The sequence below is a fragment of the Reyranella sp. genome (assembly GCF_965279625.1).
Taxonomy (GTDB): Bacteria; Pseudomonadota; Alphaproteobacteria; order Reyranellales; family Reyranellaceae; genus Reyranella.
In genome coordinates, this window is sequence record NZ_OZ257251.1 from 861192 (window position 1) to 883986 (window position 22795).

The following is a 22795-nucleotide window of genomic DNA, read 5'->3' on the forward strand; positions in this document are numbered from 1 at the left end:
GAGCGAAGCGCTTATGAAGACGACCAAGATCGCCGGCCTCGACCACGTCGTTGCGTGGGACGAGGCCGAGGGGCGACACGTCTATCTCGAGAACGCCGATCTCGTGTTCAAGGGCAACGAGATCGCCCATGTCGGACCGGGCTACACGGGCCCGGTCGATACGACCATCGAGGGCAAGGGGATGATGGCCATCCCCGGCCTCGTCAACGTCCACAGCCATCCCTTCTCCGAGCCCGCCAACAAGGGCCTCACCGAGGAGTATGGCAGCGACAAGCTCGGCCAGAGCTCGCTCTACGAATACCTGACGGTGTTCGGCCTCAATCCCGAGGATGCAGGCCCCTCCTCCAAGGTCGCGGTCTCGGAGCTGCTGAAGAGCGGCGTGACGACCATCACCGACCTGTCGATGGCCCGCGAAGGTTGGGCAGACGATCTCGCCTCCACGGGCATCCGCGCCGTCTTGTGCCCGATGATGCGCCAGGGCGTCTGGTACACGAAGAACGGCCACACGGTCGAATATGCCTGGGACGAGAAGGCCGGCGAGAAGGCCTTCGAAGCCTCGATGGCGACGCTCGACGAAGCCGCGAAGCATCCCAGCGGCCGGATCTCCGGCATGGTCGGCCCGGCGCAGATCGACACCTGCCGCGAGGGCTTCTTCAAGGAAGCGCTGCAGGAGGCCCGGCGTCGCGGCCTGGCGATGCAGACCCATGCGTGCCAGGCCGTCGTCGAGTTCCACGAGATGGTCCATCGCCATGGCAAGACGCCCATCGAATGGCTCGACTCGATCGGCGTGCTCGGGCCCGACCTCATCATCGGCCATGGCATCTTCCTGAACGACCATCCGCAAATCCACTACCCGCACGCCAACGACTTCGAGCGGCTGCGCGATTCCGGCGCCTCGGTGGCGCACTGCCCGACCGTCTTCGCGCGGCGCGGCATGGTGATGAACTCGATCGGCCGCTACATGGATGCCGGCATCACGGTCGGCATCGGCACCGACACCTTTCCGCACAACATGCTCGATGAGATGCGGCTGGTCTGCTACCTCGCCCGCGCCATCACCATGAACTACAAGATGGGCACGACGCGGCACGCCTTCGAGGCGGCCACGATCGGCGGCGCCAAAATGCTGCGCCGGCCCGATCTCGGCCGGCTGGCGCCGGGATGCAAGGCCGACTTCTCGCTGGTCGACATGAGTCATCCCTACATGCAGCCAGCGCACGAGCCTGTGCGCAGCCTGATCTACTCGGCAGGCGACCGCGCCATCCGGCACGTGTATGTCGACGGCACGCAAGTGGTGAAGGACGGCCAGGTCCTGACGGTCGATGTCCAGGCAGCGACCGCGGGCCTCGTGGAGGGCCAGCGCAAGCGACTCGAAACGGTGAGCCAGCGCGACTGGGCCGGCCGCACCGCCGACCAGCTCGCGCCCCCGGTCTACGGCACGCGCGATCGCCTGCCGCAGTCGCGGCCGGTGACCTGACCATGAAGCAGCCTGTCATCCCGAGCGAAGCGAGGGATCTTTGACGCAACAGGAAGGGTCCCTCGACCTGCAGCCTCGGGAGGACAGGAGTGCGCTCCTTGAGGTGAAGGGCCTGCGCACCGAGTTCCGCTCCGGCGGTAGTTCGTTCGCCGCCGTCGATGGCATCAGCTTTTCGCTGGCGCCGGGCGAGACCTTGGGGATCGTGGGCGAATCGGGCTGCGGCAAGTCGGTGACGTCGCTCTCGATCATGCGGCTGGTGCCCAACCCGCCGGGCCGCATCACCGCGGGCGAGATCAAACTGGAAGGCCGCAATCTCCTCGACCTGCCGGAAAGCGCCATGCGCGCCGTCCGAGGCGACGATATCGCCATGATCTTCCAGGAGCCGATGACCAGCCTCAACCCGGTGCAGACCGTGGGCAGTCAGATCATCGAGGCCGTCCAGCTGCACCGATCGCTCAGTGCCGCCGGGGCGCGCGCCCGCGCGTTGGAAATGCTGCAGCTAGTCAAGATCCCCTCGCCCGAGACGCGGCTCGACGAGTATCCGCATCAGCTCTCCGGCGGCATGCGCCAGCGCGTGATGATCGCCATGGCGCTGGCCTGCGATCCGAAGCTGCTGATCGCCGACGAACCCACGACGGCGCTCGACGTCACCATCCAGGCGCAGATCCTTGACCTGCTGCGCGACCTGCGCGAGCGCACGGGGGCGGCGATCATGCTGATCACCCACGATCTCGGCGTCGTCGCCGAACTCGCGCATCGCGTGATCGTCATGTACGCCGGCCGCATCGTCGAGGAGGCGCCGGTCGGCCTGCTGTTCGCAGACCCGCAGCATCCCTATACGCTGGGCCTGCTGGGCTCGATCCCGCGGCTGGGCAGCGACGGCGACGAGCGCCTCACCGCCATTGAGGGCGTCGTGCCCAATCCCTACGCGCTGCCGCCCGGCTGCCGTTTCAGCCCGCGCTGTCCGCTCGCCGATGAGCAATGCCGCGCCGAGCAGCCGACCTTGCGCGAAATCGCGCCCGGCCACCGCGCCGCCTGCTGGAAGGCGCCGCTCGATCTCGTCCTGGCCGAGGCCGCCGAATGACCACCGAGCCCCTCCTTTCCGTCTCCGGCCTCACCAAGCACTTCCCGGTGAAGCGCGGCATCGTCTTCCAGAGCGCGGTCGGCACCGTGCGCGCGGTCGACGGCCTCACCTTCGACGTGGCGCCCGGCGAGACGCTGGCGCTGGTGGGCGAATCGGGGTGCGGCAAGTCGACGACCGGCCGTCTCGTGCTGCGCCTGATCGAGGCCACCGAGGGTACGATCCGCTTCGCCGGCCGCGACGTGCGTGGCCTGTCCCGCGGCGCGCTGCGCGACCTGCGCCGCGACATGCAGATCATCTTCCAGGATCCCTACGCCTCGCTGAACCCGCGCCTCACCGTCGGCGAGACGCTGGCGGAGCCGCTGCGCCTGCACGGCCTGGCCTCGGGCGCGGCGCTGCGCCGGCGCATCGACGAGCTGCTGGGCGAGGTCGGCCTCTCGGCCTGGCACGCGCTACGCTATCCGCACGAATTCTCCGGCGGCCAGCGCCAGCGCATCGGCATCGCCCGGGCGCTGGCCTCTCAGCCCAAGCTGATCGTCTGCGACGAGCCGGTCTCGGCGCTCGACGTGTCGATCCAGGCCCAGGTCATCAACCTGATGCAGGACCTGAAGGGCAAGTTCGGCCTCTCCTATATCTTCATCGCCCACGATCTCGCCGTCGTGCGCCACATCTCCGACCGCGTCGCCGTCATGTATCTCGGCAAGATCGTCGAGCTGGCGCCCAAGCGCAGCCTGTTCGCCCGGCCGCGCCATCCCTACACCCAGGCCCTGCTGTCGGCCGTGCCGGTGCCCGATCCCACCGCCCAGCGCGCCCGCATCCGCCTCGCTGGCGACGTGCCGAGCCCGCTCAACCCGCCCAAGGGCTGCCGTTTCCACACGCGCTGCGCCCATGCCCTGGACCGCTGCCGCCAGGAGGAGCCCCTGCTTCGTCCCCTGCAGGACGGCGCCGGCGCCGAGGGCCAGGTCGTGGCCTGCCACTTCGCCGAAAGCATCGTGCCGCCCACTCTGGTCCCGGAGAACGATCCGCCCTACGCCCGCCGCCTGGCCGCCCTGCGCAAGCTCTCTGCAGCCGCCTAGACTGGATGACGCGCAAATTGCGAACCGTTCGCATTCGCGATATCATGCAACCGTGCCATCAGAAGTTACGACCGCGCTGTTCACGGAGCACCGACGCTCGCTGATCGAGTACGCGACCGGAATCGTCGGCTCTCGCGTCGAAGCGGAGGACGTGGTGCAGGAAGCGTGGCTGCGTTTCGACGCAGTGTCGCGGCGCCAGCTCCTCGATGAGCCTCTTAGCTACCTCTACCGGATCGTCCGCAACCTCGCGATCGATGGACGCCGCAAGCAGGGCCGCGAGGAGCGCCACGTCGTTGCGGGTACGGCTTCGCTGATCGAGGGTGTGGCCGAGGACCGGCCTTCGCCCGAGGCGGAGGTCGTGGCCCGCAGCGAACTGCAGGCCCTGCAGGCCGCCCTGCTCGAGCTGCCGGAGCGGACGCGGGTCGCCGTGGAGATGCACCGGATGGGCGGCGCGACGCTGAAGGAGATCGCTGCCTATCTTGGAATCTCGATCGGACTGGCCCATTCGCTGGTGATCGACGGTCTCGAACATTGCCGTGCCCGCCTCGCGCGCGCGGCGCCCGACCGGTAATCGGTCCGCGAATTCGAACTTTCCCTGAAATTCTGCCCCTCGCCCGTCGTGTAGGAAGTGTGGGAACTGCGCCGCCCAAGGAAAGCATGGCCGACAGACGCGAAGCCGCCAACGACACGATGCCCGATACCGCCAGCAAGTGGCTTCTCGCCCTTGCCGAGCGGCCGGACGACCGTGCGCTGCGCGCTGCCTTCGAACGCTGGCGCGGCGCGAGCGCCGACAACGCGCGCGACTGGGCAGAGATCAACCGGGCTGCATCGCTGCTCGCGACCTCGGTGCCGCCCAGCGAGCCGGGTTGGGCCAAGTTCCTGAGACAGCGCCGCGCCGCCGAAGCCGGCCGGCAACGTCGTCACCGCAGGATTGCCGGCGGACTGGCTGCCCTCGCGGCGGCGGCCTGCCTGCTGCTCTTCTTCCAGGGCAGCACCCTGCTTCTTCGATTCGAGGCCGACTACATGACCGCGAGCGCTGAACAGCGCCGCCTCGACCTCGCCGACGGCACCAACGTCGTGCTGGCGCCGCAAAGCGCCATCGTCGCCGACTATTCGAGCGCCGAACGCCGCGTAAAGCTGCTGAAGGGCGCCGCCTTCTTCGAGGTCGCGAACGATGCGCGCCCATTCGCCGTCGCGGCACGCGGCGTCGTCGCACGCGATGTCGGTACCGCCTTCGAGGTCAGGCTCGGCGCAGCCGCCGTCGAGGTGGCGGTACGCGACGGCATCGTCGACGTGACGGCGGCGAACGTCGCGGGGACGGAGCGCCTGCTCGCCGGACAATGGGCGCAGGTGACGCAAACGGGAGCCGTCGGCCGCGGGCAGGCGCCGCGCGACCTGGTCGCGGCATGGACAGCCGGACAGCTCGTCGTGAAGAACCAGCCGGTGAGCGATGTGATCGACGCCCTGCGTCCCTACTTCGAGGGCGTCGTCGTCCTGCACGGCCGAAAGCTCGCCGCGGAGCCGCTCACCGGCATCTACAATCTGGCCGATCCGGTGGGTGCCCTGCGCGCCGTGGCGCGAGCCCAGGGCGCGTCGCTGCACCAGATCTCGCCGTGGCTGATCGTCGTCACGGGCGACTGAGGATTTTCTTCAGAAGAATCTGAAAACAGGACGGTGTGCCGTCGTGTCGAGATCGGGGGCTGTTGATGCGTCGCCTGTCGCCATCGTGCGCGGTCCTCGAGCGGAGCGACGCGCATGCATTCGATGAAGACGGCGATCGGACTGGCACTGGCAGCAGGACTCGGCACGGCCGGCCTGCCGGCCCTGGCGCAGAGCCCACCCCCGCAGTCACCCCGCGCGGCGGCGCCCCGGGTCTTCAACTTCGACATTCCCGCGCAGCCGCTGGCCGATGCGCTTGCGCAGTTCGGTCACCCGAGCGGCCTGCAGGTCTCCGCTCATGGCGACCTGCTGCGGGGCCTGTCGTCGCCCGCCGTCAGCGGCATGCTGACCGCAGATGGCGCACTCGGCCGCCTGCTCGGCGGCAGCGGCATCGTCTACTCGGTGAGCGGCAACACGGTCGTGCTCCAAAAGCCCGGCACGCCTAACGCTCAGGGCGCTCTGCAACTCGATCCGGTGCAGGTGCAGGGCGCCTTCCCGGTGCCGAGCCAGGCCCTGATCGACAACATTCCGGCGCCCTATGCCGGCGGCCAGGTGGCGACCGGCGCGCAGCTCGGCCTGCTCGGCAATCGCGGCGTGATGGACACGCCCTTCAACCAGACGAGCTACACCGCGCAGAAGGCGCAGAACCAGCAGGCACGTACGGTGCGCGACGTGCTCATCGACGATCCATCGGTGCGCACGGTGTGGCCATCGGGCGGCAGCCTCGACGAGGCGATGTGGATCCGTGGCTTCTATGTCGGCAGCCTCGATACCTCGTTCAACGGTCTCTACGGTATGCTGCCCGTCGCCTCCGTGGCCGCGGAGTTGCCGGAGCGCGTCGAAATCCTGAAAGGCCCGAGCGCCATGCTGACCGGCATGGCCCCGGGCGGCGCGATCGGCGGCACGGTGAACGTGGTCCCGAAGCGCGCTGGCAGCGAGCCGCTCAACCAGGTGACGGCGGGCTATGCCTATTCCGGCCAGTTCGGCGCCCATGTCGATGTCGGCCGGCGCCTGGGCGACGACCAGCAGTTCGGCGCGCGCTTCAACGGCGTATTCCGCGCCGGCAACACCGCGATCGAACGCAATACCGAACAGGTCGGCCTGGCTTCGCTCGGCCTCGACTTCCGCGGCGACAATGTCCGCCTCTCCCTCGATCTCGGCTTCCAGTCCCAGATCATCGGCGGCCTCGTCTCCTACGTGCAGCCGGCGGCCGGTGTGGCGATGCCGAGTGCGCCGTCGAACGGCTCCAATTTCGGCCAGACCTGGACGAGCACCGACAAGAAGGACCTGTTCGCGGTGTTGCGCGGCGAGGTCGACCTGACGGAGAGCATCACCGCCTACGCCGCTGTCGGCGCCCATGATAACAAGGTGAGCAGCTTCTCCGGCGGCAATCCCGTGGCGACCAACGTCAACGGCGACATCACGCAGACCCCGTTCAAGCAGGACGTCTACAACAGCTTCTGGAGCGGCGAGGCCGGCATCCGCGCGAAGGTGCCGACCGGCCCCATCGACCACGAGCTCGCCCTCTCGGCCATGGCCTTCCGGCAGGAATCGGGCGCCGGCTCGGTGGTCGGCACGACGTTCACCTCGAACATCTACCGGCCGAACCTGATTGCGCAGCAGAACCTGCCCAATCCCGGCGCCAACAAGACCGGCCTCACGATGCTGTCGGGTTTCGCCTTTGCCGACACGCTCTCGGTCGCGGACAAGCGACTCCAGATCACCGCCGGAGGCCGTCTGCAGAACGTGAAGACGGCCAACTACGACCCGGTCTCGGGCGCGGAGACCTCGACCTACGATGCGAGCGCCTTCTCACCGTCGGTGGCGCTCGTCTTCAAGCCGTGGAGCAACGTCTCCGTCTACGGCAACTGGATCCAGGGCCTGCAGCCCGGTCAGCTCGTGCCGGCGGGCTTCGCCAATGCCGGCGAAACCTTCGCGCCCTTCAAGTCGACGCAGTTCGAGGTCGGCGTGAAGATCGACTGGGGCAAGCTCACGACGACGGTGAGCGCCTTCCAGATCGCACAGCCCAGCACCATCACCGACACGGCAACGAACACCCTCACGCTCGCCGGCCAGCAGCGCAACCGCGGTCTCGAGTTCAACGTGTTCGGCGAGCCCGTGCCCGGCGTCCGGCTACTCGGTGGCGCAATGTTGCTGGAGGCGATCATCACCCAGTCGCAGGGCGGCACGAACGATGGATGGCAGGCGTTCGGCAGCCCGGGCCTGCAGATCAATCTCGGCGGCGAATGGGACCTGCCGTTCGCGCCGGGCCTCACGCTGAACGGGCGCATCATCTACACCGCCGCGCAGTACATCGACCTCGACTACCCGCGCCGCACGATTCCCGACTGGACGCGCATCGACGTCGGCGCGCGCTACGTGTTCGAGAATGCCAGGAGCCCGACCGGCCATCCGGTCGCCCTGCGCTTCAACGTCGAGAACCTTTTCGATGCGCAGTACTGGGGTACCGCCTATTACGGCTATGCGATCCAGGGCTCGCCCCGCACCTTCCGGCTCTCTGCCACCGCCGACTTCTAGGCGACCGCATGCGGTTCGCCTTCGTCCTCGCACATCGCTGGCTCGGCCTCGCCCTCGCGGCGTTCCTGTTCGTGGCCGGGCTAACCGGTGCGGTCATCTCGTGGGACCACGAACTGGACGGCGTACTGAACCCGCATCTCGTCCGGACCCGGACCCCGGGCCCGGCCCTGCCGCCGCTCGAGCTGGCGGCGATTGCCGAGCAGCGCGACCCGCGAATCCGCGTCTCCTATGTGCCCATGATCCTGGAGCCCGGCGAGTCGCTGGCACTCAGCATCCTGCCGCGCATCGATCGCGCCAGCGGCCGGCCCCACGAGCTCGGCTTCAACCAGCTCTTCCTCGATCCGGCGACCGGCACGGAGCTGGGCCGCAGGGAATGGGGCGCGCCCTGGCCGGTCACGCGCGAGAACTTCGTCTCGTTCCTCTACGAGCTGCACTACTCGCTCCATCTTCCGGAGATGTGGGACGTCGACGAATGGGGCATCTGGCTCATGGGCATCGTGGCCTTCGTCTGGACGGTCGATTGCTTCATTGGCTTCTACCTGACCCTGCCCGCGCGCCGCCGCGCCGCCGCCGGCGCAAGGCCACATCCCCGCGGCTGGAAAGACTGGGCCGGGCGGTGGGCACCGGCCTGGAAGATCAAGCGCGGCGCCAGCGCCTGGCGCCTCAACTTCGACATCCACCGTGCCTTCGGCCTGTGCACCTGGGCTCTGCTCTTCAGCGTCGCCTTCACCGGCTTTTCGCTCAATCTCCATCGCGAGATATTCTTCCCGCTGATTCAGCTGGTCTCGACTGTGACGCCGACGCCGTTCGAGGGGCACATGCCCGGCGACGGGAAACATCCGATCGAACCGCAGGTCGGCTACGCGAACATCGTGGAGATCGCGCGCCGCGAAGCCGACCGCCGCGGCTGGCAGGCGCCGGTTGCCGGAATCTACTATGCGCCGAATTGGGGCATCCATACCGTGCAGTTCTCCCACACGAGCCGGAACCGCACGGAGGCCGGGATGCATCCGACACGCCTGTTCCTCGACGCGAAGGGTGCCGTGGTGGGCGAGCGTGTGCCGTGGACCGGGACGGCCGCCGACATCTTCGTGCAGGCGCAGTTTCCCCTGCATTCCGGCCGCATCCTCGGCACGGCCGGCCGAATCGCCATCTCGGTGATGGGGGTCGTCGTCTCCGCTCTTTCCGTCACCGGTGTCGTCATCTGGTATCGCAAACGCTTTGCACGGAGGCGATCTGCGCGCGCCGGAAGGCCCGCCTAGCAGGCCGTTGAAAAGTCGGAGTCATGGCAAATAACCGAAATAAACGAAATAAACGAAACAAATGAAACGAACGTCGCACCCCCCCTGAATCCTGTGCCGCGGCGAGCGCTGACGCAACAATGTTGCTCTCAGGTGCCTCTGAAAGGCGTCATTCAACAGTCTGCTGGCCGTCCCGGCTTACGCGGTCGCGCAGAACGACAGTTGATCGAGCGGAATCACTTCCTCGACGAAAGAGTCCAGGACGAGATCGTCAGACGATCCAAGATGCCAAAGGCAATTCACGTCGAGCGTGAGGATCGGCCTGTCCCACCATCGCGCGACGATATCCTGCAGCGCTTCCGCTTCGGTAGCCTCGAGATGATCGGTGAGATTGTAGAGACCTACGAGATAGAGATCTGTTTCCGGCCTGCCGAGGATCCGTTGAACCTGCCGTAGCGAGTTCGCGCCCGCCCGACATTCTGGATAGACACGCAGATAGAGGCGGCCGACGTTGATGTTGCCGGAGAACAGGCCGCGCACCTCGACACGCAACGGACCGAGCTGCCTGAGAGCGGCCCTCTCGTCGTTGGAAATGCGGTACGGCACATCCTTCGAGAGAGACCCGCAGATCGTCGCATGGAGTTTGCCGCGGCGCTTCGGCAGGACGCCCCAGGCGATCTTGTTCGCAAAGCGCGACTGCCTGAGTTCGCCTTCCAGCTCCTGATACGCGGCAGATTTCTCCAGCTCATCCGGCGGGACCGGCAGGACCAGCGAGAAAGCCCGTTCGTGCCGTCCCATGCGATAGCTTGCACCGGCCCGCGACGGGATCACGTCGGGATGATCCGGTGCGATCAGAGGCAGGTGCGCGAGACGATAGGCCTCGTCCAGCAGGAGCTTCTCTCCGGGCGCGAACCGCGTCCGGCTCCGGAGATAGCCGAGCTCCGAATCGGGACAGAAGACGTCCACGCGGGTTCCTAAGCGTCGGGCACGCCCGAGGTCGTCGAATACTCGAAGTGCAGCGGCGTCTGGGGATGGATGAGCGCGTAGGCCGAGCGCGCGGCGATCGCCGCCTCTGCGAAGCCAGTCAGGATCAGCTTCAGCTTGCCGGGATAGGTGACGACGTCGCCCACGCCGAAGATCCCGGCCTTGCTCGTCGCCGCGGTCGCGGGATCGACCTCGATCTGGCCGCGCTCGAGCGCCAGTCCCCAGTCCGCGATCGGCCCCAGCGACATCGAGAGGCCGAAGAACGGCAGCAGCACGTCGGCCTCGATGCGCTTCGTTGCCCCTTCGAGAGTGGAGACCGTTACCGCCGTGAGCTGGCCATTCTCGCCTTCGAGCCCGTGGAGCTGGTACGGCACGACCAGGTCGATCCTGCCCTCCTTCGCCAGCGCCTTGAGCCGTGCCTCGCTGTCGGGTGCGGCCCGGAACCGGTCGCGGCGGTGGATCACCGAGACGCGGGCCGCGATCTCGGCCAGCGACAGCGCCCAGTCGACCGCCGTGTCGCCGCCGCCGGCGATCACCACACGCTTGCCGCGGAAGGTCTCGCGCTGGGTGACGTAGTAGAAGACGCTCTTGCCCTCAAAGGCCTCGATGCCCGGCAACGGCGGGCGGTTGGGCCCGAACGCGCCGACGCCGGCGGCGATGATCACCGCCTTGGCCTGAAGCACGGTGCCCTTGGACGTCGTCACGCGCCAGAAGCCGCCGGTCAGCGGCTCCAGCGCCTGGACCTGCTCGCCCAGGTGATAGACCGGCCGGAAAGCCGCCGCCTGGGCCTTCAGCCGGACGATCAGCTCGGCCGCTTCGATGCGGGGAAAGCCCGGGATGTCGTAGATCGGCTTCTCGGGATACAGCGCCGTGCACTGACCACCGGCATCGTCGAGCACATCGACGACATGGCAGTTCAGGCGGACCATGCCGCACTCGAAGACGGAAAAGAGGCCGACCGGCCCCGCCCCTATGATGATGACGTCGGTCTGCTGCGTGTGTCCGGTGGCCATGGTCACAAATTGGCGCAGGTGATGCGCAAATGAAAGCCCCCCGAACGCACCCCAGAAGCGCAGAAGCGAGGGCCGGAATTGGTAGCTGGGGGCGACCTTGTAGCAGAAGAGGACATCACAGACCTGGCCGCTCCCCACCGGGGAGCCAGGGGCATAGCGGCGCAAGGGTTTTGCCGCAAGTGGCTCCCACCGCTATGGCGAGTCCAATATAAACCTTCCTGTGCCGCGAACTCCGCGGGATCAGGGCGGCTGGCTAACTTTCCAGAGCTTAGTGGCCCACGCGCACGGCGTTCCGGAGGTCCAGAGAAGCGGTGTGAGCCAGCTGCCTTTGCCGAGGACGTCGATTGAAGAGAAGACCAGATAAGCCGAGGCAGTCACGGCCTCTTCCCGCGACAACCGGTGCCCAAGGCGGCGACGCCGCTTTTGGAACCGCCGTTCGCGCCAGCCTGTGAGTTCATGTGGGGAGTGTCAGTTTGATGTTTGGTCCTGCCTATTTCCTTTCAGGCGATTCGTTTCTGAAAAGAACGGCTGTCGAGGATGCAGCTCGGCAGCGGCTTGAGCCGGTGTTCTCCAAGTGGATTGGCAGAGAGGAGATAAGAGTTCGGAGCGAGGAATCGCATTCGCGCCTCAATGTATCGGAGCGAGTCGCGCTCTTGGAGAAAATCGTTCCAGCGAATGAGGAAGCAGGACAGGAAGTGTTGATTGGAAGATCATCTGGCGGTCGCGTGGCGTCTTTGTTTGCCATGCGTCGGCCGATTAAAGCGGTCATTTGCTTTGCTTACCCGTTCCGACATCCGAGTAGTGTGTTGGAGTCGCTTCGCTTCAGCCACCTGGCTCATATCACGGTGCCTACGCTGATCTTCCAGGGGACACGGGATGCCTACGGAGCAATTGACATCACGGAGAACTACGCACTTTCGCCGGCTGTAACCGTGAGATTTGTAGACACCGACCACGATTTTGATTTGTCGCCGTCCAAGTGGGATGAAGTTGCCCAGAAGGTAATGAATTTCCTGCACAGCGTTCAGCAACGATCGCCGGCCAAGGGCGCGCGTTTCGACGAGGCCTTCTACCTGAGGACTCATCCTGATGTGGCAGTGGAGATTGCCGCTGGGGAGTACGTCTCTGGTGAACATCATTTCAAAATAAAGGGACGCAGGAAGGGTCGACGCTTCCGGCTTCTGGCCGACACTTGAGATTCTGGATTTTGGGTGTGGCTCGCCGTGTCGAAAAACGGCACTAAGCCGCCACGCGGCGCCGTTGCTGGGCTTCAAACGCCGAAAAGCCCCCACCGATCAGGGAACTCCCCGCTCCCACCAACCGATTGTGTAATGTTTTCAATCGGTTGGTGAAGGAGTTGGTAGCTGGGGGCGGACTTGAACCGCCGACCCCGGCATTATGAGTGCCGTGCTCTAACCAGCTGAGCTACCCAGCCATGGGTGGGGCGCTTTTATGCGGCCGTGCCTCGATCTGTCAAGAAAAGTACCGCTAAGGCCTGGCACTCCGGCTGCCGGCACTGATCGCGATCGGAGGGGGAACCGGAATACGCTCGATCCGACCATTTTCGAACGTCGCTCGATAGCCGGTTCCCGCACCGTCCGGCACATTCGGTCGCCGTGGGCTCCTCGCCCATGGATACGATGACGACATCGGTGTTTGGATCCGCGGGCCGGACACGCGGTGAACAGGCGGCCAGCAAAATGCCGATGACGGCAAGGATGTAGTGCTACGACCGCAGCAGTTCTCGAAGGTCTTCCCTAACACTCCATCTGCTCGATCGCCGCGACCAGCTTCTGGACATCCGCGGATGTACAGCCTGGCCGAGCCCAGATTGTTGACCTCGATCACGTGCAGGTCGCGGGTCGGCCTGACGCTGATGTCCAGGGCGTAGGCCCGTTGCGGCCGACAGAACTAGGCGCTGAGCGGGGCGCCGTCCATGTCGTCCACTGCCTCTCCCAGAAAGCGCAGGATGGTCGGCGCAATGTCGACGAGGCTGGTCGTGCGGCCGGCTTCGCCCCGGCCGAACTCGGGATGGATCAAGGTCAGGAACGGGCGGGTTTCGGCCGGACCCAGGCCGCCATGATGGCCGCAGCCGATTTCCGGGGTGCCCTCCCCGTCTTCGACCAGCCAGCGCGTGCCGGTGACACCGAAAGGGTTGCTCTCGTCGTGACGCGTCGTGTCCACGGCGGCCACCAGCGCGTCGGCCGTCAGGCCGGTCGCGGCCAGAGCCTCGCCCGTCAGGATCGAGCCGGCCCACGGTTCCTCGCGCATCTTCGGCAGGAGGTCGGCAACAGCCGCCCTTGCCGCGCCGGTCGCGTAGATCAGCGCCGACGTGCCCTGCGACGCGACGCCGATGCGGTCTTCCTTCATCTCGGCCTCGAGGCCGTTTCCGGCGAGCCAGTTGCCGATATGGACGGAGCGGCCGATCGTTTCGTGGCCGTGGTCCGACCCGACCACGAGCAATGTATCGAACCGGTCCTCATGCGCTTCCACCGTCGTGATGACCTGCGTCACCAGCCGGTCGGTGACCTCTAGCGCATGGAGATGCTCGGGCGAGCCCAGCGGATCGTGGTGCAGGGTGAGATCAGGGTTAGCGAGCCACAGGATGGCCAGCCGGAAGTCATCGGACGGGACGACCTCCTCGCAGAAGCGTCGCGTCATCTCGATGTCGCCGTCGAGATCGTGGCTCACGTCGAGATGGGCGTCGCCGGTCAGCGAGGCGCCGCCGGGGCCGAACGAGCCGGCGCGATGCAGCACCGTGCCGAAATGATCGGGGTCGAGAAAATAGGCCGCGCCGGGCGAGACGTTCGAATAGGCGATCTGGCCGCCCGACTTGGCCAGTCGCTCGGCCAGGGTGGGCACGCGCAGGGTTCGGCCGGTCACGCGGCGCATGGTCTCGCGGAAGGAGGGCGCGCCGACATTGTGCACGGTGATCCGGCCATCCTCGACCAGCGCCATCTGGTTGCCTTCGAGCCCGTGGCGGCCGGGAAAGCAGCCCGTCGCGATCGAGGCGGCGGAGACGCGCGTGACCGAGGGAAAGACCGCGCGATGATCGTCGGCACGGCGATGGCCGGCCAGCAGGCGCGCCAGGGTCGGTGTGTGGGCTTCGCTGACCCATTCGGCACCGAGGCCGTCGCACACGATCAGGATCGCCCTACGGGGCCGGGAAACGTTCATCAGACCATGATAGACCATGCCCGTCCCCGGGGAATCGTCATTCGGGCTGGATGCCTGCCTGCAAAACGATGCGGTCGCTCTTGGCCACCTCGTCGCGCACGAACTGGCGGAACTGTTCGGCCGTCGAGCCGACCGGCACCGCGCCCTGGTCGCGCAAGGCGCTCTGGACCTCGGCGGCGGCGAGCGCGCCGACCAGGCCGACGCGCAGCCTGTCGACGATCTCCTTGGAGGTGCCCTTCGGCACGGCGACACCGACCCAGGTGTTGAACTCGTATCCGGCAAAGCCCAGCTCGGCCATGGTCGGCACGTCCGGGAGAGCTTCCGACCGGACCGCGGAGGTCACGGCGAGCGCACGCAGCTTGGCCGAGCGGACCAGCGGCACCGCCGGCGGCACGCTGCTCACGGCCATGTTGATGTGCCCGCCCACGGCATCCTGCACCAGCGGGCCCGAGCCCTTGTAGGGGATGTGCAGGAAGCGGGCGTTCGCCATGCTCGACAGAAGCTCCGCCGCGAGATGCTGCGGGCTGCCGCTGCCGATGGAGCCGTAGCTGACGGTGTCGGGCTTAGCCTTCGCGATCTCGATCAGCTCCTGCAGCGACTGCGAGGTCGTCGCCGGTGCCACGAAGACCAACGGGAAGGTCGCCACCAGCGTCACCGGCTCGAAGTCGGTGCGCGGGTCGTAGGTCATGTTCTTGAACAGGCTGGCGTTGATCGCCATCTCGCTCGCCGCGCCGAACAGGACCGTGTAGCCATCGGCCGGCGCCTTGGCGACGCTCGCGGCGCCGATCATGCCCGTGGCGCCCGGCTTGTTCTCGATGACCACCGTCTGGCCGAGCACGTCCGACAGGCGTGCCGCCATCGCGCGCCCGGTGATGTCGGTGCCGCCGCCCGGCGGATAGGGGATGATCAGCTTGACCGGCTTGGCGGGGTAGCTGTCCGCGCGCACCGAGGATGGGGCTGCCGCCGAGAAAGCCAGAAGGAGCGCGGCAAGGGAATCGCGGCGCGAGAAGGGACGCTGGGGGATGTCGCTCGTCATGCCCGGCCTTATCCGGGCAATGGGTGACGCGGCGGTTACAGGATCATGTCGAACGTCGGATGAAGCCGCCGCCCAGCACGCGACTACCTGTCGCGGCGTCGTAGACCACGCAGGCCTGTCCGGGCGACACGCCGACTTCCGGCTCGGCGAAGCGCACGCTGGCGCCCTCCTCCGTCAGCTCGATCTCGGCGGGACGCAAGGACTGGCTGGAACGCACGCGAACCTGCACCGGCAGCGGACCGTCGACGGCCCCGGCGAGCCAGTTCACGTCATACAGGGCAATCTCGTCACGGCCGAGCGCCGAGCGCGGGCCGACGACGACGCGCCGGGTCGCGGGCTCGAGGCGCACGACATACAGCGGATCGTTTTCGGTGCCGTCGCGTCCGCCCAGCGCCAGGCCGCGACGCTGGCCGACCGTGTAGCGCACGATACCCTCGTGGCGACCGACGACGTTGCCTTCCATGTCGACGATGTCGCCCGGTTCGACGGCCTCCGGCCGCAGCTTCTGGACGACCGACGCATAGTTGCCGTTCGGCACGAAGCAGATGTCCTGGCTGTCGGGCTTGTCGGCGACCACGAGGTCGAAGCGCCCGGCCAATGCACGCGTCTCGCTCTTCGGCAGATCCCCCAGCGGGAAGCGCAGGAAGTCGAGCTGATCGCGCGTCGTGCCGAACAGGAAATAGCTCTGGTCGCGCGCCGGGTCGGCGCCGCGATGCAGCTCCGGTCCCGCCTCGCCCATCACGCGACGGACATAGTGACCGGTCGCCAGGGCCTCGGCGCCGAGTTCACGTGCGGTCCGCAGCAGGTCGCGGAACTTCACGGTCCGATTGCAGGCGATGCACGGTACGGGGGTCTCCCCGCGCGCATAGGCGTCGGCGAAGGACTCCATCACCTCGGCACGGAAGCGGCTCTCATAGTCGAGAACGTAGTGCGGAATCGACAGGCGCTCAGCCACAAGGCGCGCGTCCTGGATATCCTGACCGGCGCAGCAGGCGCCCGATTTCCCCACCGCGACACCATGATCGTAAAGCTGGAGCGTGACGCCCACGACGTCATAGCCCTGCTCCTTCAGGAGCGCCGCCGTCACCGACGAATCGACGCCGCCCGACATGGCGACGACCACGCGGGTGTCCGCGGGCGACTTGTCGATCCCAAGTGAATTGAAGGAGGAATGGCGGGACATGGCGGGGCCTATATAGGCCTCGCCCCGCGCTCCCGCCAGCCGGGGCTAGTCGCGCCGGTAGCCGTTGTCGCGGACGACCTTGGCCACGCCATTGCGGTCGTAGACGATCTGAACGCGGTCGCCCATCTGGACGTCGCCATCATCGTACTGGGCCACGGTAACGCGCTGTCCATCGTCGCGCTGGACGGTGACCTCGATGCCGCGCCGCGTCGCGTTCTGGTCGATCGCCGTACCGGCGATGCCGCCCGCCACCGCGCCGAGCAGACCGCCCACGACCGCGCCGCCGACTGAGTTCGTCGTGGCACCGCCGATGATCGCGCCGCCGGCCGCACCCAGGCCGCCACCAACCAGGGTGCCGTCGCTCACGCCCGAGCTGCGGCCGCCACGCACCGGCACTTCGCGGATGGAAACGACTCGACCGTTCTCGCCGCGATAGCTCGAGCCCTGTGAGGAGGTGTTGACCACGCCGGGCTGAACCGCGCCGCTGGTGCCATTACAGGCACTCAGTCCGATCGCAAGGATGGCTGGAACGAGAAGACCGACGCGCCATTTGCCGAACATCTGGAAGGACACCTTTCGCATTCTCAATCGAATTGAACGGGAGGGACTCAATCCGGGTTGCGCGAGGTGTCGCGCACCACCCGTGCGGCGCCGCGGCCATCCTGCACGATCTGTACGCGGTCACCGAGCTGAACGTCCCCGTCATCGCGCTGCGCGACCGTCACGCTCTGGCCGTCGTCGCGCTGGACGGTGACCTCGATGCCACGGCCGCCGCTGCGCTGCCCGTCGGCGATTGTGCCCGCGATGGCCCCGCCCACAGTGCCGAGCAGGAGGCCGACGAGACCGCCGCCCACCGTCTGGCTGGTGATCGCGCCGAGCGTGGCGCCGATGCCGCCGCCGATGATGCCGCCCATCAGGGCGCCATTGCCGCCACCGGAGCCGCCAGCCGCGCCCGCCAAACCGACCTCGCGAATGGAAACGACGCGGCCAGGGCCGCCGACCGGCGTGCTGTAGGCGACTTGTGTAGGCGCTCCGGGCGAAGGCGCGCCCGACGGGCTGCCGTAGACCGGCGCACTCGAACTCACGATGCCGGGCTGTACGGCGTTGGACGCGCAAGCACCCAGTCCCGCTGCCAGCACCAGCGGCAGCAGCAGAGGACGCATTCTCGTCGCAATCATGGGGACCCCTCCCGGATCATCGTGTGTCGCCCATATTTCCGGCCAAATTACGGCGTCCGAGGAGCTCCGAGCTAGTCGCGCTCGTCGATCCAGGCGGCCTGGATGGCTTCGAGGATCTTCTCGTTGGAGCGCGCCGCATCGTCCTCGAAATCCGGCAGCTCCATCACCCAGCGATGCAGGTCGGTGAAGCGCAGGTTCACGTTGTCGACGTCGGGATGGCGCTCCTCGAGCTCGATCGCGATGTCCTGGACATCGGTCCAGCGCAGCTTCCGGGCCATCGGCCTCTCCTACTTGTCGACCATCATGTTTCGGGTCGCCGCCGGAAGCTTCACTTCAAGCCCGTCGAGTGCCTCCGTTATCCGGATCTGGCATCCCAGACGCGAGGTGTGCGTGAGACCGAACGCAAGGTCGAGCATGTCTTCCTCGTCGTCGCTCGCCGGCGCGAGCTTGTCGAACCAGTTCGACTCGACGACGACATGGCAGGTCGAACAGGCGAGCGAACCTTCGCAGGCACCCTCGATATCGATGTGGTTGCGGTGCGCGATCTCGAGCACTGAAAGGCCCAAGGGCGCATCGACTTCCTTGCGCGACCCGTCCCTCAGGACAAACGTCATCTTAGGCATTTCTCGCTCTCTTGCTCCGCTACTCGCCGACCCGGCTTTCCAGATCGCCCATCGACATGCCCGACAGCGCCTCGCGGATGCCGCGGTCCATCCGCCGCTCCGCGAAGGGCTTGGACAGCGTCTCGAGCGCCTCGGCCGCCGCATTGATCTCGTCACGGCTCTCGCCGTTCATCGTCGTCTCCAGCCGGGCTCGCACCGCGTCGATCGCCGCGCGCTCCTCAGCCGACAGAAGATTGCCGTCCCTGGCAAGTGCCGCGTCCAGCGCCAGCAGACCGCGCCGCGCCTCGACCCTCGCCTCCGTCAGCAGACGAAGGTTCATGTCGGCCTCGGCATTGTCCATGCTGTCGTAGAGCATGTCGGCCATATCCTCGTGGCTGAGGCCGTAGGACGGTTTCACCTCGACCCTTTGCGCCACGCCGGTCGTCCGCTCCTCGGCCGAAACCGTGAGCAGGCCATCGGCGTCGACGGCAAAGCTCACGCGGATGCGGGCCGCACCGGCCGTCATCGGCGGAATACCCGATAGTTCGAAGCGCGCCAGACTGCGACAGTCCGCGACCATCTCGCGCTCGCCCTGTACGACGTGGATGGCCATCGCGCTCTGGCCGTCCTGGTAGGTCGTGAAATCCTGCGCGAGCTGCGCCGGGATGGGGGTGTTGCGCGGCACGATCTTTTCGACGATGCCGCCCATCGTCTCGAGGCCGAGCGACAACGGCGTGACGTCGAGCAGCAGCGTATCGCCCCCGCCCGTCAAAGCCTCGGCCTGCAGCGCCGCCCCCAGCGCCACGACCTCATCCGGGTCGATGTCCGTCAGCGGCGGCTTGCCAATCATTCCGGCGACCTTAGCCCGCACCAGCGGTACGCGCGTCGAGCCGCCGACCAGCACCACGCCCTCGATCTCCCCAGCCACCATGCCGGCATCGGTCAGTACGTTGCGCGAGATGTCGAGTGTCCGCGTAACGGAGGCCTCCACCATCGCGTCGAACTCGGCCAGTGTCAGCGTATGGAACGACGGAGTGCCCGCGATATCGAGCCGACCCGAGGTCTGGTCGCGGTCGGAGAGCTGCTCCTTCATGTGGCGTGCCAGGGCGAGAGCTGCCTTTACGGCCGTCTCGTCCAACTGGTCGGCGAGACCATCGCGCCTGCGCTCGGCCAGCATGCGCTCGGCAATGGCGCGGTCGAAATCGTCGCCACCCAGGGCCGTATCGCCGCCGGTCGCAAGCACCTGGAATACGCCCTTCTCGAGCCGCAGCAGCGAGAAGTCGAAGGTGCCGCCCCCCAGATCGTAGACCGCATAGAGCCCCTCTGAACCCTTATCGAGCCCATAGGCCAGAGCGGCGGCGGTCGGCTCGTTGACCAGCCGCAGCACTTCGAGGCCGGCCACGCGCGCCGCGTCGCGGGTCGCGGTGCGGGCGGCATCGTCGAAATAGGCTGGCACGGTGATGACGGCGCGCTCGACGGGCTTCTCGAGTGCGGCCTCGGCGCGGGCGCGCAGCGCCTTCAGGATTTCGGCGGAGATCTCGACGGGCGAGCGCGCCTTGCCGCCGATGCGCAGCTTCACCATGTCGGTTTCGCCGGTGCCCGGCTCGACTTCGTAGGGCAGCACGCCGGCCACGGCATGGAGATCTGAGGCCCCGCGCCCCATCAGGCGCTTGATCGAGGCCACGACGTTGCGCGGCTCGCTGGTCACCAATGTGCGTGCCTCGTCTCCTACGAGCACACCACCCGCGTCGGGATAGGCCACGACCGACGGCACGAGCGCCCTGCCCGTCTCGTCGTGCAACGCCGCCGGCTTGCCGTCGCGTGCGACGGCGACCACGGAGTTCGTCGTGCCGAGATCGATGCCGACCGCCAGCGAGCCCTCGCCGGCATGCGGCAGGGGCGTTTCGCCCGGCTCGTGGATCTCCAGCAAGGTCATGCCTGCGACCGATCAAGGTTCATACGTCGTGCCCTAGCCTCCTCGGCGAACTTATCGAGGTAGCGCAGGCGGAGGAGCGCCTTTCTGATGGCGGCCTTGTCGTTTGCCAAGAACAAACTGCCCAGCCCCGCCAGCGCCTTCTGGACGTGCTCGCGTGCCTGCGCCGCCAGTCCGTTCACCGCTTCCGACGTGGCCGCGTCGTGCAGTGCCTCGCGCGCTTCCATGGCTTCCATCAGCAGGTCCGGATCGTCGATCGTCTTGCCGTCGCCCGGCAGGTCCACGCCGGCCATCCCGGCCATGTAGAAGGCGCGGCTCAGCGGATCCTTAAGCGTGCGATAGGCTTCATTGACCGAAGCGGCCTCGGCCGAGGCCCGCGCCCGATCCTCGGGCGGCTTGGATACGAACCGGTCGGGATGCCACTGCCGTTGGAGGGCGAAGTAGGCCCGGTCCAGCGCGGCGGCGTCGAGGTCAAGCGCTGCCGGCAGCCCCAGCCGCGCGAAATGATCCATGGTCTTCAGACGTGGAAGGATTCGCCGCAGCCGCAGCGGCCCTTCTCGTTCGGGTTCCTGAACACGAAGCCCGACTTCAGCTTCTCTTCCTCGTAGTCCATCTCGGTGCCGATCAGGAACAGCGACGCCTTCGGGTCGACCAGCAGCTTGATGCCCCCGGCCTCGATAACCTCGTCCATCGGCTCCTGCTTGTCGGCGAACTCCAGCGTGTAGCTGAGGCCCGAGCAGCCCTTCGTCCGCACGCCGATGCGGATGCCGGCCGTTGGCTTGCCCCGGCCTTCGATCATGCCCTTGATGCGCTCGCCGGCGAGCGGCGTCACCGTCATCAGCTGCGGGCGCGGGCGGCGTACCCGCGGCGCGGCAGGCGCCGCCGGCTTGGTGGTTTCGCTGGTCGTGGTCATACGCTGGGCTCCGAAATGAGCTACTCGGCCTTCTTGGTCGCCTTGGCGCGATAGTCGGCAATCGCCGCCTTGATCGCGTCCTCGGCGAGGACCGAGCAGTGGATCTTCACCGGCGGCAGCGCCAGGTGACGCGCGATGTCAGTGTTCTTGATCGTCTCGGCCTCGTCGATCGTCTTGCCCTTCACCCACTCGGTGACGAGCGAGCTCGAGGCGATCGCCGAGCCGCAGCCGAAGGTCTTGAACTTCGCATCCTCGATCAGCCCGTCGGCACCTACCTTGATCTGCAGCTTCATTACGTCGCCGCAGGCCGGGGCGCCGACCAGGCCGGTGCCGACGTCTTCGGCCGTCTTGTCGAACGAGCCGATGTTGCGCGGGTTCTCGTAGTGATCGATCAGCTTCTCGCTGTAAGCCATGTCATTCTCCTCAAATTCCGTTGCGGCGCCCCAGGAGACGAAACCTCAGTGGGCGGCCCACTCAATGGACTTAATATCGATGCCTTCCTGGGCCATCTCCCAGAGCGGGCTCATCTCGCGCAGCTTGTTGACGTGGCGCACCAACTCGTCGACCGCCGTGTCGACCTCGTGCTCTGTCGTGAAGCGGCCGAGGCCGATGCGCAGCGACGTGTGGGCCATCTCCTCCTCCACGCCGAGCGCGCGCAGCACGTAGCTGGGCTCCAGCGAGGCGGACGTGCAAGCGGAGCCGGACGATACCGCCAGGTTCTTGATGCCCATCATCAGCGACTCGCCTTCGACATACGCGAAGCTGATGTTGAGGTTACCCGGGATGCGCTGCTCGAGATCGCCGTTGACGACGATGTCGGTGAGCTTGGCGCGCAGCCCGTTCAGCATGCGGTCCTGCAGCTTCTTCAGCCGCTTGGCCTCGGCATCCATCTCCTTCATGCAGATCTCGGCGGCCTCGCCCAGACCGACGCAAAGCGGCGTGGGCAGGGTCCCGGAGCGGAAGCCACGCTCCTGCCCGCCGCCGACGATCATCGGCACCAGACGCACGCGCGGCTTGCGACGCACATACAGCGCGCCAATGCCCTTGGGCCCGTAGATCTTGTGGCCCGAGATGCTCATCAGGTCGATGTTGAGCGCCTCGACGTCGAGCGGGATCTTGCCGGCGGCCTGAGCCGCATCGGTGTGGAAGAACACCTTCTTCTCGCGGCAGATCTTGCCGATCTCGGCCAGCGGCTGGATGACGCCGATCTCATTGTTCACGGCCATGACCGAGACGAGCACCGTCTTTTCCGTGATCGCCGCGCGCAGCACGTCGAGGTCCAGCAGACCGTCCTGGCGGACCGGAAGATAGGTCACCTCGAAACCCTGCTGCTCGAGATGGCGACAGGTATCGAGCACGCACTTGTGCTCGGTGACCGTCGTGATGATGTGGTTCTTGCGGTCCTTGTAGAATTCAGCCACGCCGCGGATCGCGAGGTTGTTCGACTCGGTGGCGCCGGAAGTGAAGATCACTTCCTTCTCGTCGGCGCCGATCAGCTTCGCGACCTGGCCGCGCGCCTTCTCGGTGCCTTCCTCGGCTTCCCAGCCGTAGGCGTGGCTGCGCGAGCCCGAATTGCCGAACTTGTGGGTAAAGTAGGGCATCATCGCCTCGAGCACCCTCGGATCCATCGGCGTCGTCGCCTGATAGTCGAGGTAGATCGGCTGGTCGTTGCGCCGGATTTGGGTAATGGCTGTCATGCTAACC

Annotated in this window: 22 protein-coding genes and 1 tRNA gene; 8 read left to right on the forward strand and 15 right to left on the reverse strand. The window is 66.9% G+C overall.

The annotated features are described in order from the left end of the window. Nucleotides 1-13: 13 nt before the first annotated feature. The 7 genes from ACQY78_RS04130 to ACQY78_RS04160 all read left to right on the forward strand — a co-directional run bounded on the left by ACQY78_RS04130 (nucleotide 14) and on the right by ACQY78_RS04160 (nucleotide 9093). On the forward strand, nucleotides 14-1477 hold the full coding sequence (locus ACQY78_RS04130; protein WP_428683017.1) for an amidohydrolase family protein: 1464 nt from the start codon (nucleotides 14-16) through the stop codon (nucleotides 1475-1477). Between the two features lie 103 nt (nucleotides 1478-1580). Next, complete coding sequence (locus ACQY78_RS04135; RefSeq protein ID WP_428683019.1) at nucleotides 1581-2561, forward strand: ABC transporter ATP-binding protein; 981 nt, start codon at nucleotides 1581-1583, stop codon at nucleotides 2559-2561. Further along, on the forward strand, nucleotides 2558-3634 hold the full coding sequence (locus ACQY78_RS04140) for an ABC transporter ATP-binding protein (protein WP_428683021.1): 1077 nt from the start codon (nucleotides 2558-2560) through the stop codon (nucleotides 3632-3634). Before ACQY78_RS04135 ends, ACQY78_RS04140 begins: the two co-directional genes overlap by 4 nt. A 52-nt stretch (nucleotides 3635-3686) precedes the next feature. Beyond that, nucleotides 3687-4205, forward strand: coding sequence for a sigma-70 family RNA polymerase sigma factor (locus tag ACQY78_RS04145; protein ID WP_428683023.1), 519 nt, complete (start codon nucleotides 3687-3689; stop codon nucleotides 4203-4205). Nucleotides 4206-4291: 86 nt separating this feature from the next. Continuing rightward, complete coding sequence (locus ACQY78_RS04150) at nucleotides 4292-5275, forward strand: FecR family protein (RefSeq protein ID WP_428683025.1); 984 nt, start codon at nucleotides 4292-4294, stop codon at nucleotides 5273-5275. 114 nt (nucleotides 5276-5389) lie between these two features. Next, a complete protein-coding gene (locus tag ACQY78_RS04155; RefSeq protein ID WP_428683027.1) occupies nucleotides 5390-7831 on the forward strand; it encodes a TonB-dependent siderophore receptor in 2442 nt (813 codons plus the stop codon). 8 nt (nucleotides 7832-7839) lie between these two features. Further along, nucleotides 7840-9093: a PepSY-associated TM helix domain-containing protein gene (locus ACQY78_RS04160; RefSeq protein WP_428683029.1), complete on the forward strand. Its 1254-nt coding sequence runs from the start codon at nucleotides 7840-7842 to the stop codon at nucleotides 9091-9093. A gap of 177 nt (nucleotides 9094-9270) precedes the next feature. Here ACQY78_RS04160 and ACQY78_RS04165 read toward each other — a convergent pair whose 3' ends face one another. Both ACQY78_RS04165 and ACQY78_RS04170 read right to left on the reverse strand, forming a co-directional pair. Beyond that, on the reverse strand, nucleotides 9271-10038 hold the full coding sequence (locus tag ACQY78_RS04165; protein WP_428683031.1) for a hypothetical protein: 768 nt from the start codon (nucleotides 10036-10038) through the stop codon (nucleotides 9271-9273). Between the two features lie 8 nt (nucleotides 10039-10046). Continuing rightward, nucleotides 10047-11069, reverse strand: a complete 1023-nt coding sequence (locus ACQY78_RS04170) for an NAD(P)/FAD-dependent oxidoreductase (RefSeq protein WP_428683033.1) — start codon at nucleotides 11067-11069, stop codon at nucleotides 10047-10049. Nucleotides 11070-11545: 476 nt separating this feature from the next. Between ACQY78_RS04170 and ACQY78_RS04175 the strand changes: the two genes are divergently transcribed. Then, a complete protein-coding gene (locus ACQY78_RS04175; protein WP_428683035.1) occupies nucleotides 11546-12265 on the forward strand; it encodes an alpha/beta family hydrolase in 720 nt (239 codons plus the stop codon). A 162-nt stretch (nucleotides 12266-12427) separates the two neighbouring features. On the opposite strand, the gene ACQY78_RS04180 is transcribed toward ACQY78_RS04175, so the two are convergent. The 13 genes from ACQY78_RS04180 to ACQY78_RS04240 form a co-directional block, all read right to left on the reverse strand. After that, nucleotides 12428-12504 (reverse strand) — tRNA-Met (locus ACQY78_RS04180). Between the two features lie 476 nt (nucleotides 12505-12980). Next, nucleotides 12981-14264, reverse strand: a complete 1284-nt coding sequence (locus tag ACQY78_RS04185) for an alkaline phosphatase family protein (protein ID WP_428683037.1) — start codon at nucleotides 14262-14264, stop codon at nucleotides 12981-12983. A gap of 19 nt (nucleotides 14265-14283) precedes the next feature. Further along, nucleotides 14284-15282: a Bug family tripartite tricarboxylate transporter substrate binding protein gene (locus tag ACQY78_RS04190; protein ID WP_428683039.1), complete on the reverse strand. Its 999-nt coding sequence runs from the start codon at nucleotides 15280-15282 to the stop codon at nucleotides 14284-14286. 43 nt (nucleotides 15283-15325) lie between these two features. Next, nucleotides 15326-16465, reverse strand: coding sequence for a tRNA 2-thiouridine(34) synthase MnmA (gene mnmA / locus ACQY78_RS04195; protein WP_428683041.1), 1140 nt, complete (start codon nucleotides 16463-16465; stop codon nucleotides 15326-15328). 45 nt (nucleotides 16466-16510) lie between these two features. Further along, on the reverse strand, nucleotides 16511-17047 hold the full coding sequence (locus ACQY78_RS04200; protein WP_428683043.1) for a hypothetical protein: 537 nt from the start codon (nucleotides 17045-17047) through the stop codon (nucleotides 16511-16513). A 26-nt stretch (nucleotides 17048-17073) separates the two neighbouring features. Beyond that, a complete protein-coding gene (locus ACQY78_RS04205) occupies nucleotides 17074-17643 on the reverse strand; it encodes a hypothetical protein (protein ID WP_428683045.1) in 570 nt (189 codons plus the stop codon). 71 nt (nucleotides 17644-17714) lie between these two features. Beyond that, nucleotides 17715-17921: a Fe-S cluster assembly protein IscX gene (gene iscX, locus ACQY78_RS04210; RefSeq protein ID WP_428683047.1), complete on the reverse strand. Its 207-nt coding sequence runs from the start codon at nucleotides 17919-17921 to the stop codon at nucleotides 17715-17717. A gap of 9 nt (nucleotides 17922-17930) precedes the next feature. Then, nucleotides 17931-18266, reverse strand: a complete 336-nt coding sequence (locus ACQY78_RS04215; RefSeq protein WP_428683049.1) for a ferredoxin family 2Fe-2S iron-sulfur cluster binding protein — start codon at nucleotides 18264-18266, stop codon at nucleotides 17931-17933. Nucleotides 18267-18285: 19 nt separating this feature from the next. Then, a complete protein-coding gene (gene hscA, locus ACQY78_RS04220) occupies nucleotides 18286-20181 on the reverse strand; it encodes a Fe-S protein assembly chaperone HscA (RefSeq protein ID WP_428683051.1) in 1896 nt (631 codons plus the stop codon). After that, on the reverse strand, nucleotides 20178-20690 hold the full coding sequence (gene hscB, locus ACQY78_RS04225; RefSeq protein ID WP_428683053.1) for a Fe-S protein assembly co-chaperone HscB: 513 nt from the start codon (nucleotides 20688-20690) through the stop codon (nucleotides 20178-20180). Before hscB ends, hscA begins: the two co-directional genes overlap by 4 nt. Nucleotides 20691-20695: 5 nt before the next feature. Next, nucleotides 20696-21091: a HesB/IscA family protein gene (locus ACQY78_RS04230; RefSeq protein ID WP_428683055.1), complete on the reverse strand. Its 396-nt coding sequence runs from the start codon at nucleotides 21089-21091 to the stop codon at nucleotides 20696-20698. A 20-nt stretch (nucleotides 21092-21111) separates the two neighbouring features. Beyond that, the gene (iscU, locus tag ACQY78_RS04235) at nucleotides 21112-21504 is read right to left on the reverse strand and encodes a Fe-S cluster assembly scaffold IscU (protein ID WP_425065555.1); all 393 of its coding nucleotides are present in this window, start codon (nucleotides 21502-21504) and stop codon (nucleotides 21112-21114) included. Nucleotides 21505-21549: 45 nt separating this feature from the next. Further along, nucleotides 21550-22788, reverse strand: coding sequence for an IscS subfamily cysteine desulfurase (locus ACQY78_RS04240; protein WP_428683057.1), 1239 nt, complete (start codon nucleotides 22786-22788; stop codon nucleotides 21550-21552). Between the last annotated feature and the right edge of the window lie 7 nt (nucleotides 22789-22795).

Excerpts from the sequence above, each read along its gene's own strand:
- ACQY78_RS04130 (WP_428683017.1), top strand. The coding sequence starts at position 14 with ATGAAGACGACCAAGATCGCCGGCCTCGACCACGTCGTTGCGTGGGAC.
- ACQY78_RS04140 (WP_428683021.1), top strand. The coding sequence starts at position 2,558 with ATGACCACCGAGCCCCTCCTTTCCGTCTCCGGCCTCACCAAGCACTTC.
- ACQY78_RS04150 (WP_428683025.1), top strand. The coding sequence starts at position 4,292 with ATGGCCGACAGACGCGAAGCCGCCAACGACACGATGCCCGATACCGCC.
- ACQY78_RS04155 (WP_428683027.1), top strand. The coding sequence starts at position 5,390 with ATGCATTCGATGAAGACGGCGATCGGACTGGCACTGGCAGCAGGACTC.
- ACQY78_RS04160 (WP_428683029.1), top strand. The coding sequence starts at position 7,840 with ATGCGGTTCGCCTTCGTCCTCGCACATCGCTGGCTCGGCCTCGCCCTC.
- ACQY78_RS04170 (WP_428683033.1), bottom strand. The coding sequence starts at position 11,069 with ATGGCCACCGGACACACGCAGCAGACCGACGTCATCATCATAGGGGCG.
- ACQY78_RS04175 (WP_428683035.1), top strand. The coding sequence starts at position 11,546 with ATGTTTGGTCCTGCCTATTTCCTTTCAGGCGATTCGTTTCTGAAAAGA.
- ACQY78_RS04185 (WP_428683037.1), bottom strand. The coding sequence starts at position 14,264 with ATGGTCTATCATGGTCTGATGAACGTTTCCCGGCCCCGTAGGGCGATC.
- ACQY78_RS04190 (WP_428683039.1), bottom strand. The coding sequence starts at position 15,282 with ATGACGAGCGACATCCCCCAGCGTCCCTTCTCGCGCCGCGATTCCCTT.
- mnmA (WP_428683041.1), bottom strand. The coding sequence starts at position 16,465 with ATGTCCCGCCATTCCTCCTTCAATTCACTTGGGATCGACAAGTCGCCC.
- ACQY78_RS04200 (WP_428683043.1), bottom strand. The coding sequence starts at position 17,047 with ATGCGAAAGGTGTCCTTCCAGATGTTCGGCAAATGGCGCGTCGGTCTT.
- ACQY78_RS04205 (WP_428683045.1), bottom strand. The coding sequence starts at position 17,643 with ATGATTGCGACGAGAATGCGTCCTCTGCTGCTGCCGCTGGTGCTGGCA.
- iscX (WP_428683047.1), bottom strand. The coding sequence starts at position 17,921 with ATGGCCCGGAAGCTGCGCTGGACCGATGTCCAGGACATCGCGATCGAG.
- ACQY78_RS04215 (WP_428683049.1), bottom strand. The coding sequence starts at position 18,266 with ATGCCTAAGATGACGTTTGTCCTGAGGGACGGGTCGCGCAAGGAAGTC.
- hscA (WP_428683051.1), bottom strand. The coding sequence starts at position 20,181 with ATGACCTTGCTGGAGATCCACGAGCCGGGCGAAACGCCCCTGCCGCAT.
- hscB (WP_428683053.1), bottom strand. The coding sequence starts at position 20,690 with ATGGATCATTTCGCGCGGCTGGGGCTGCCGGCAGCGCTTGACCTCGAC.
- ACQY78_RS04230 (WP_428683055.1), bottom strand. The coding sequence starts at position 21,091 with ATGACCACGACCAGCGAAACCACCAAGCCGGCGGCGCCTGCCGCGCCG.
- iscU (WP_425065555.1), bottom strand. The coding sequence starts at position 21,504 with ATGGCTTACAGCGAGAAGCTGATCGATCACTACGAGAACCCGCGCAAC.
- ACQY78_RS04240 (WP_428683057.1), bottom strand. The coding sequence starts at position 22,788 with ATGACAGCCATTACCCAAATCCGGCGCAACGACCAGCCGATCTACCTC.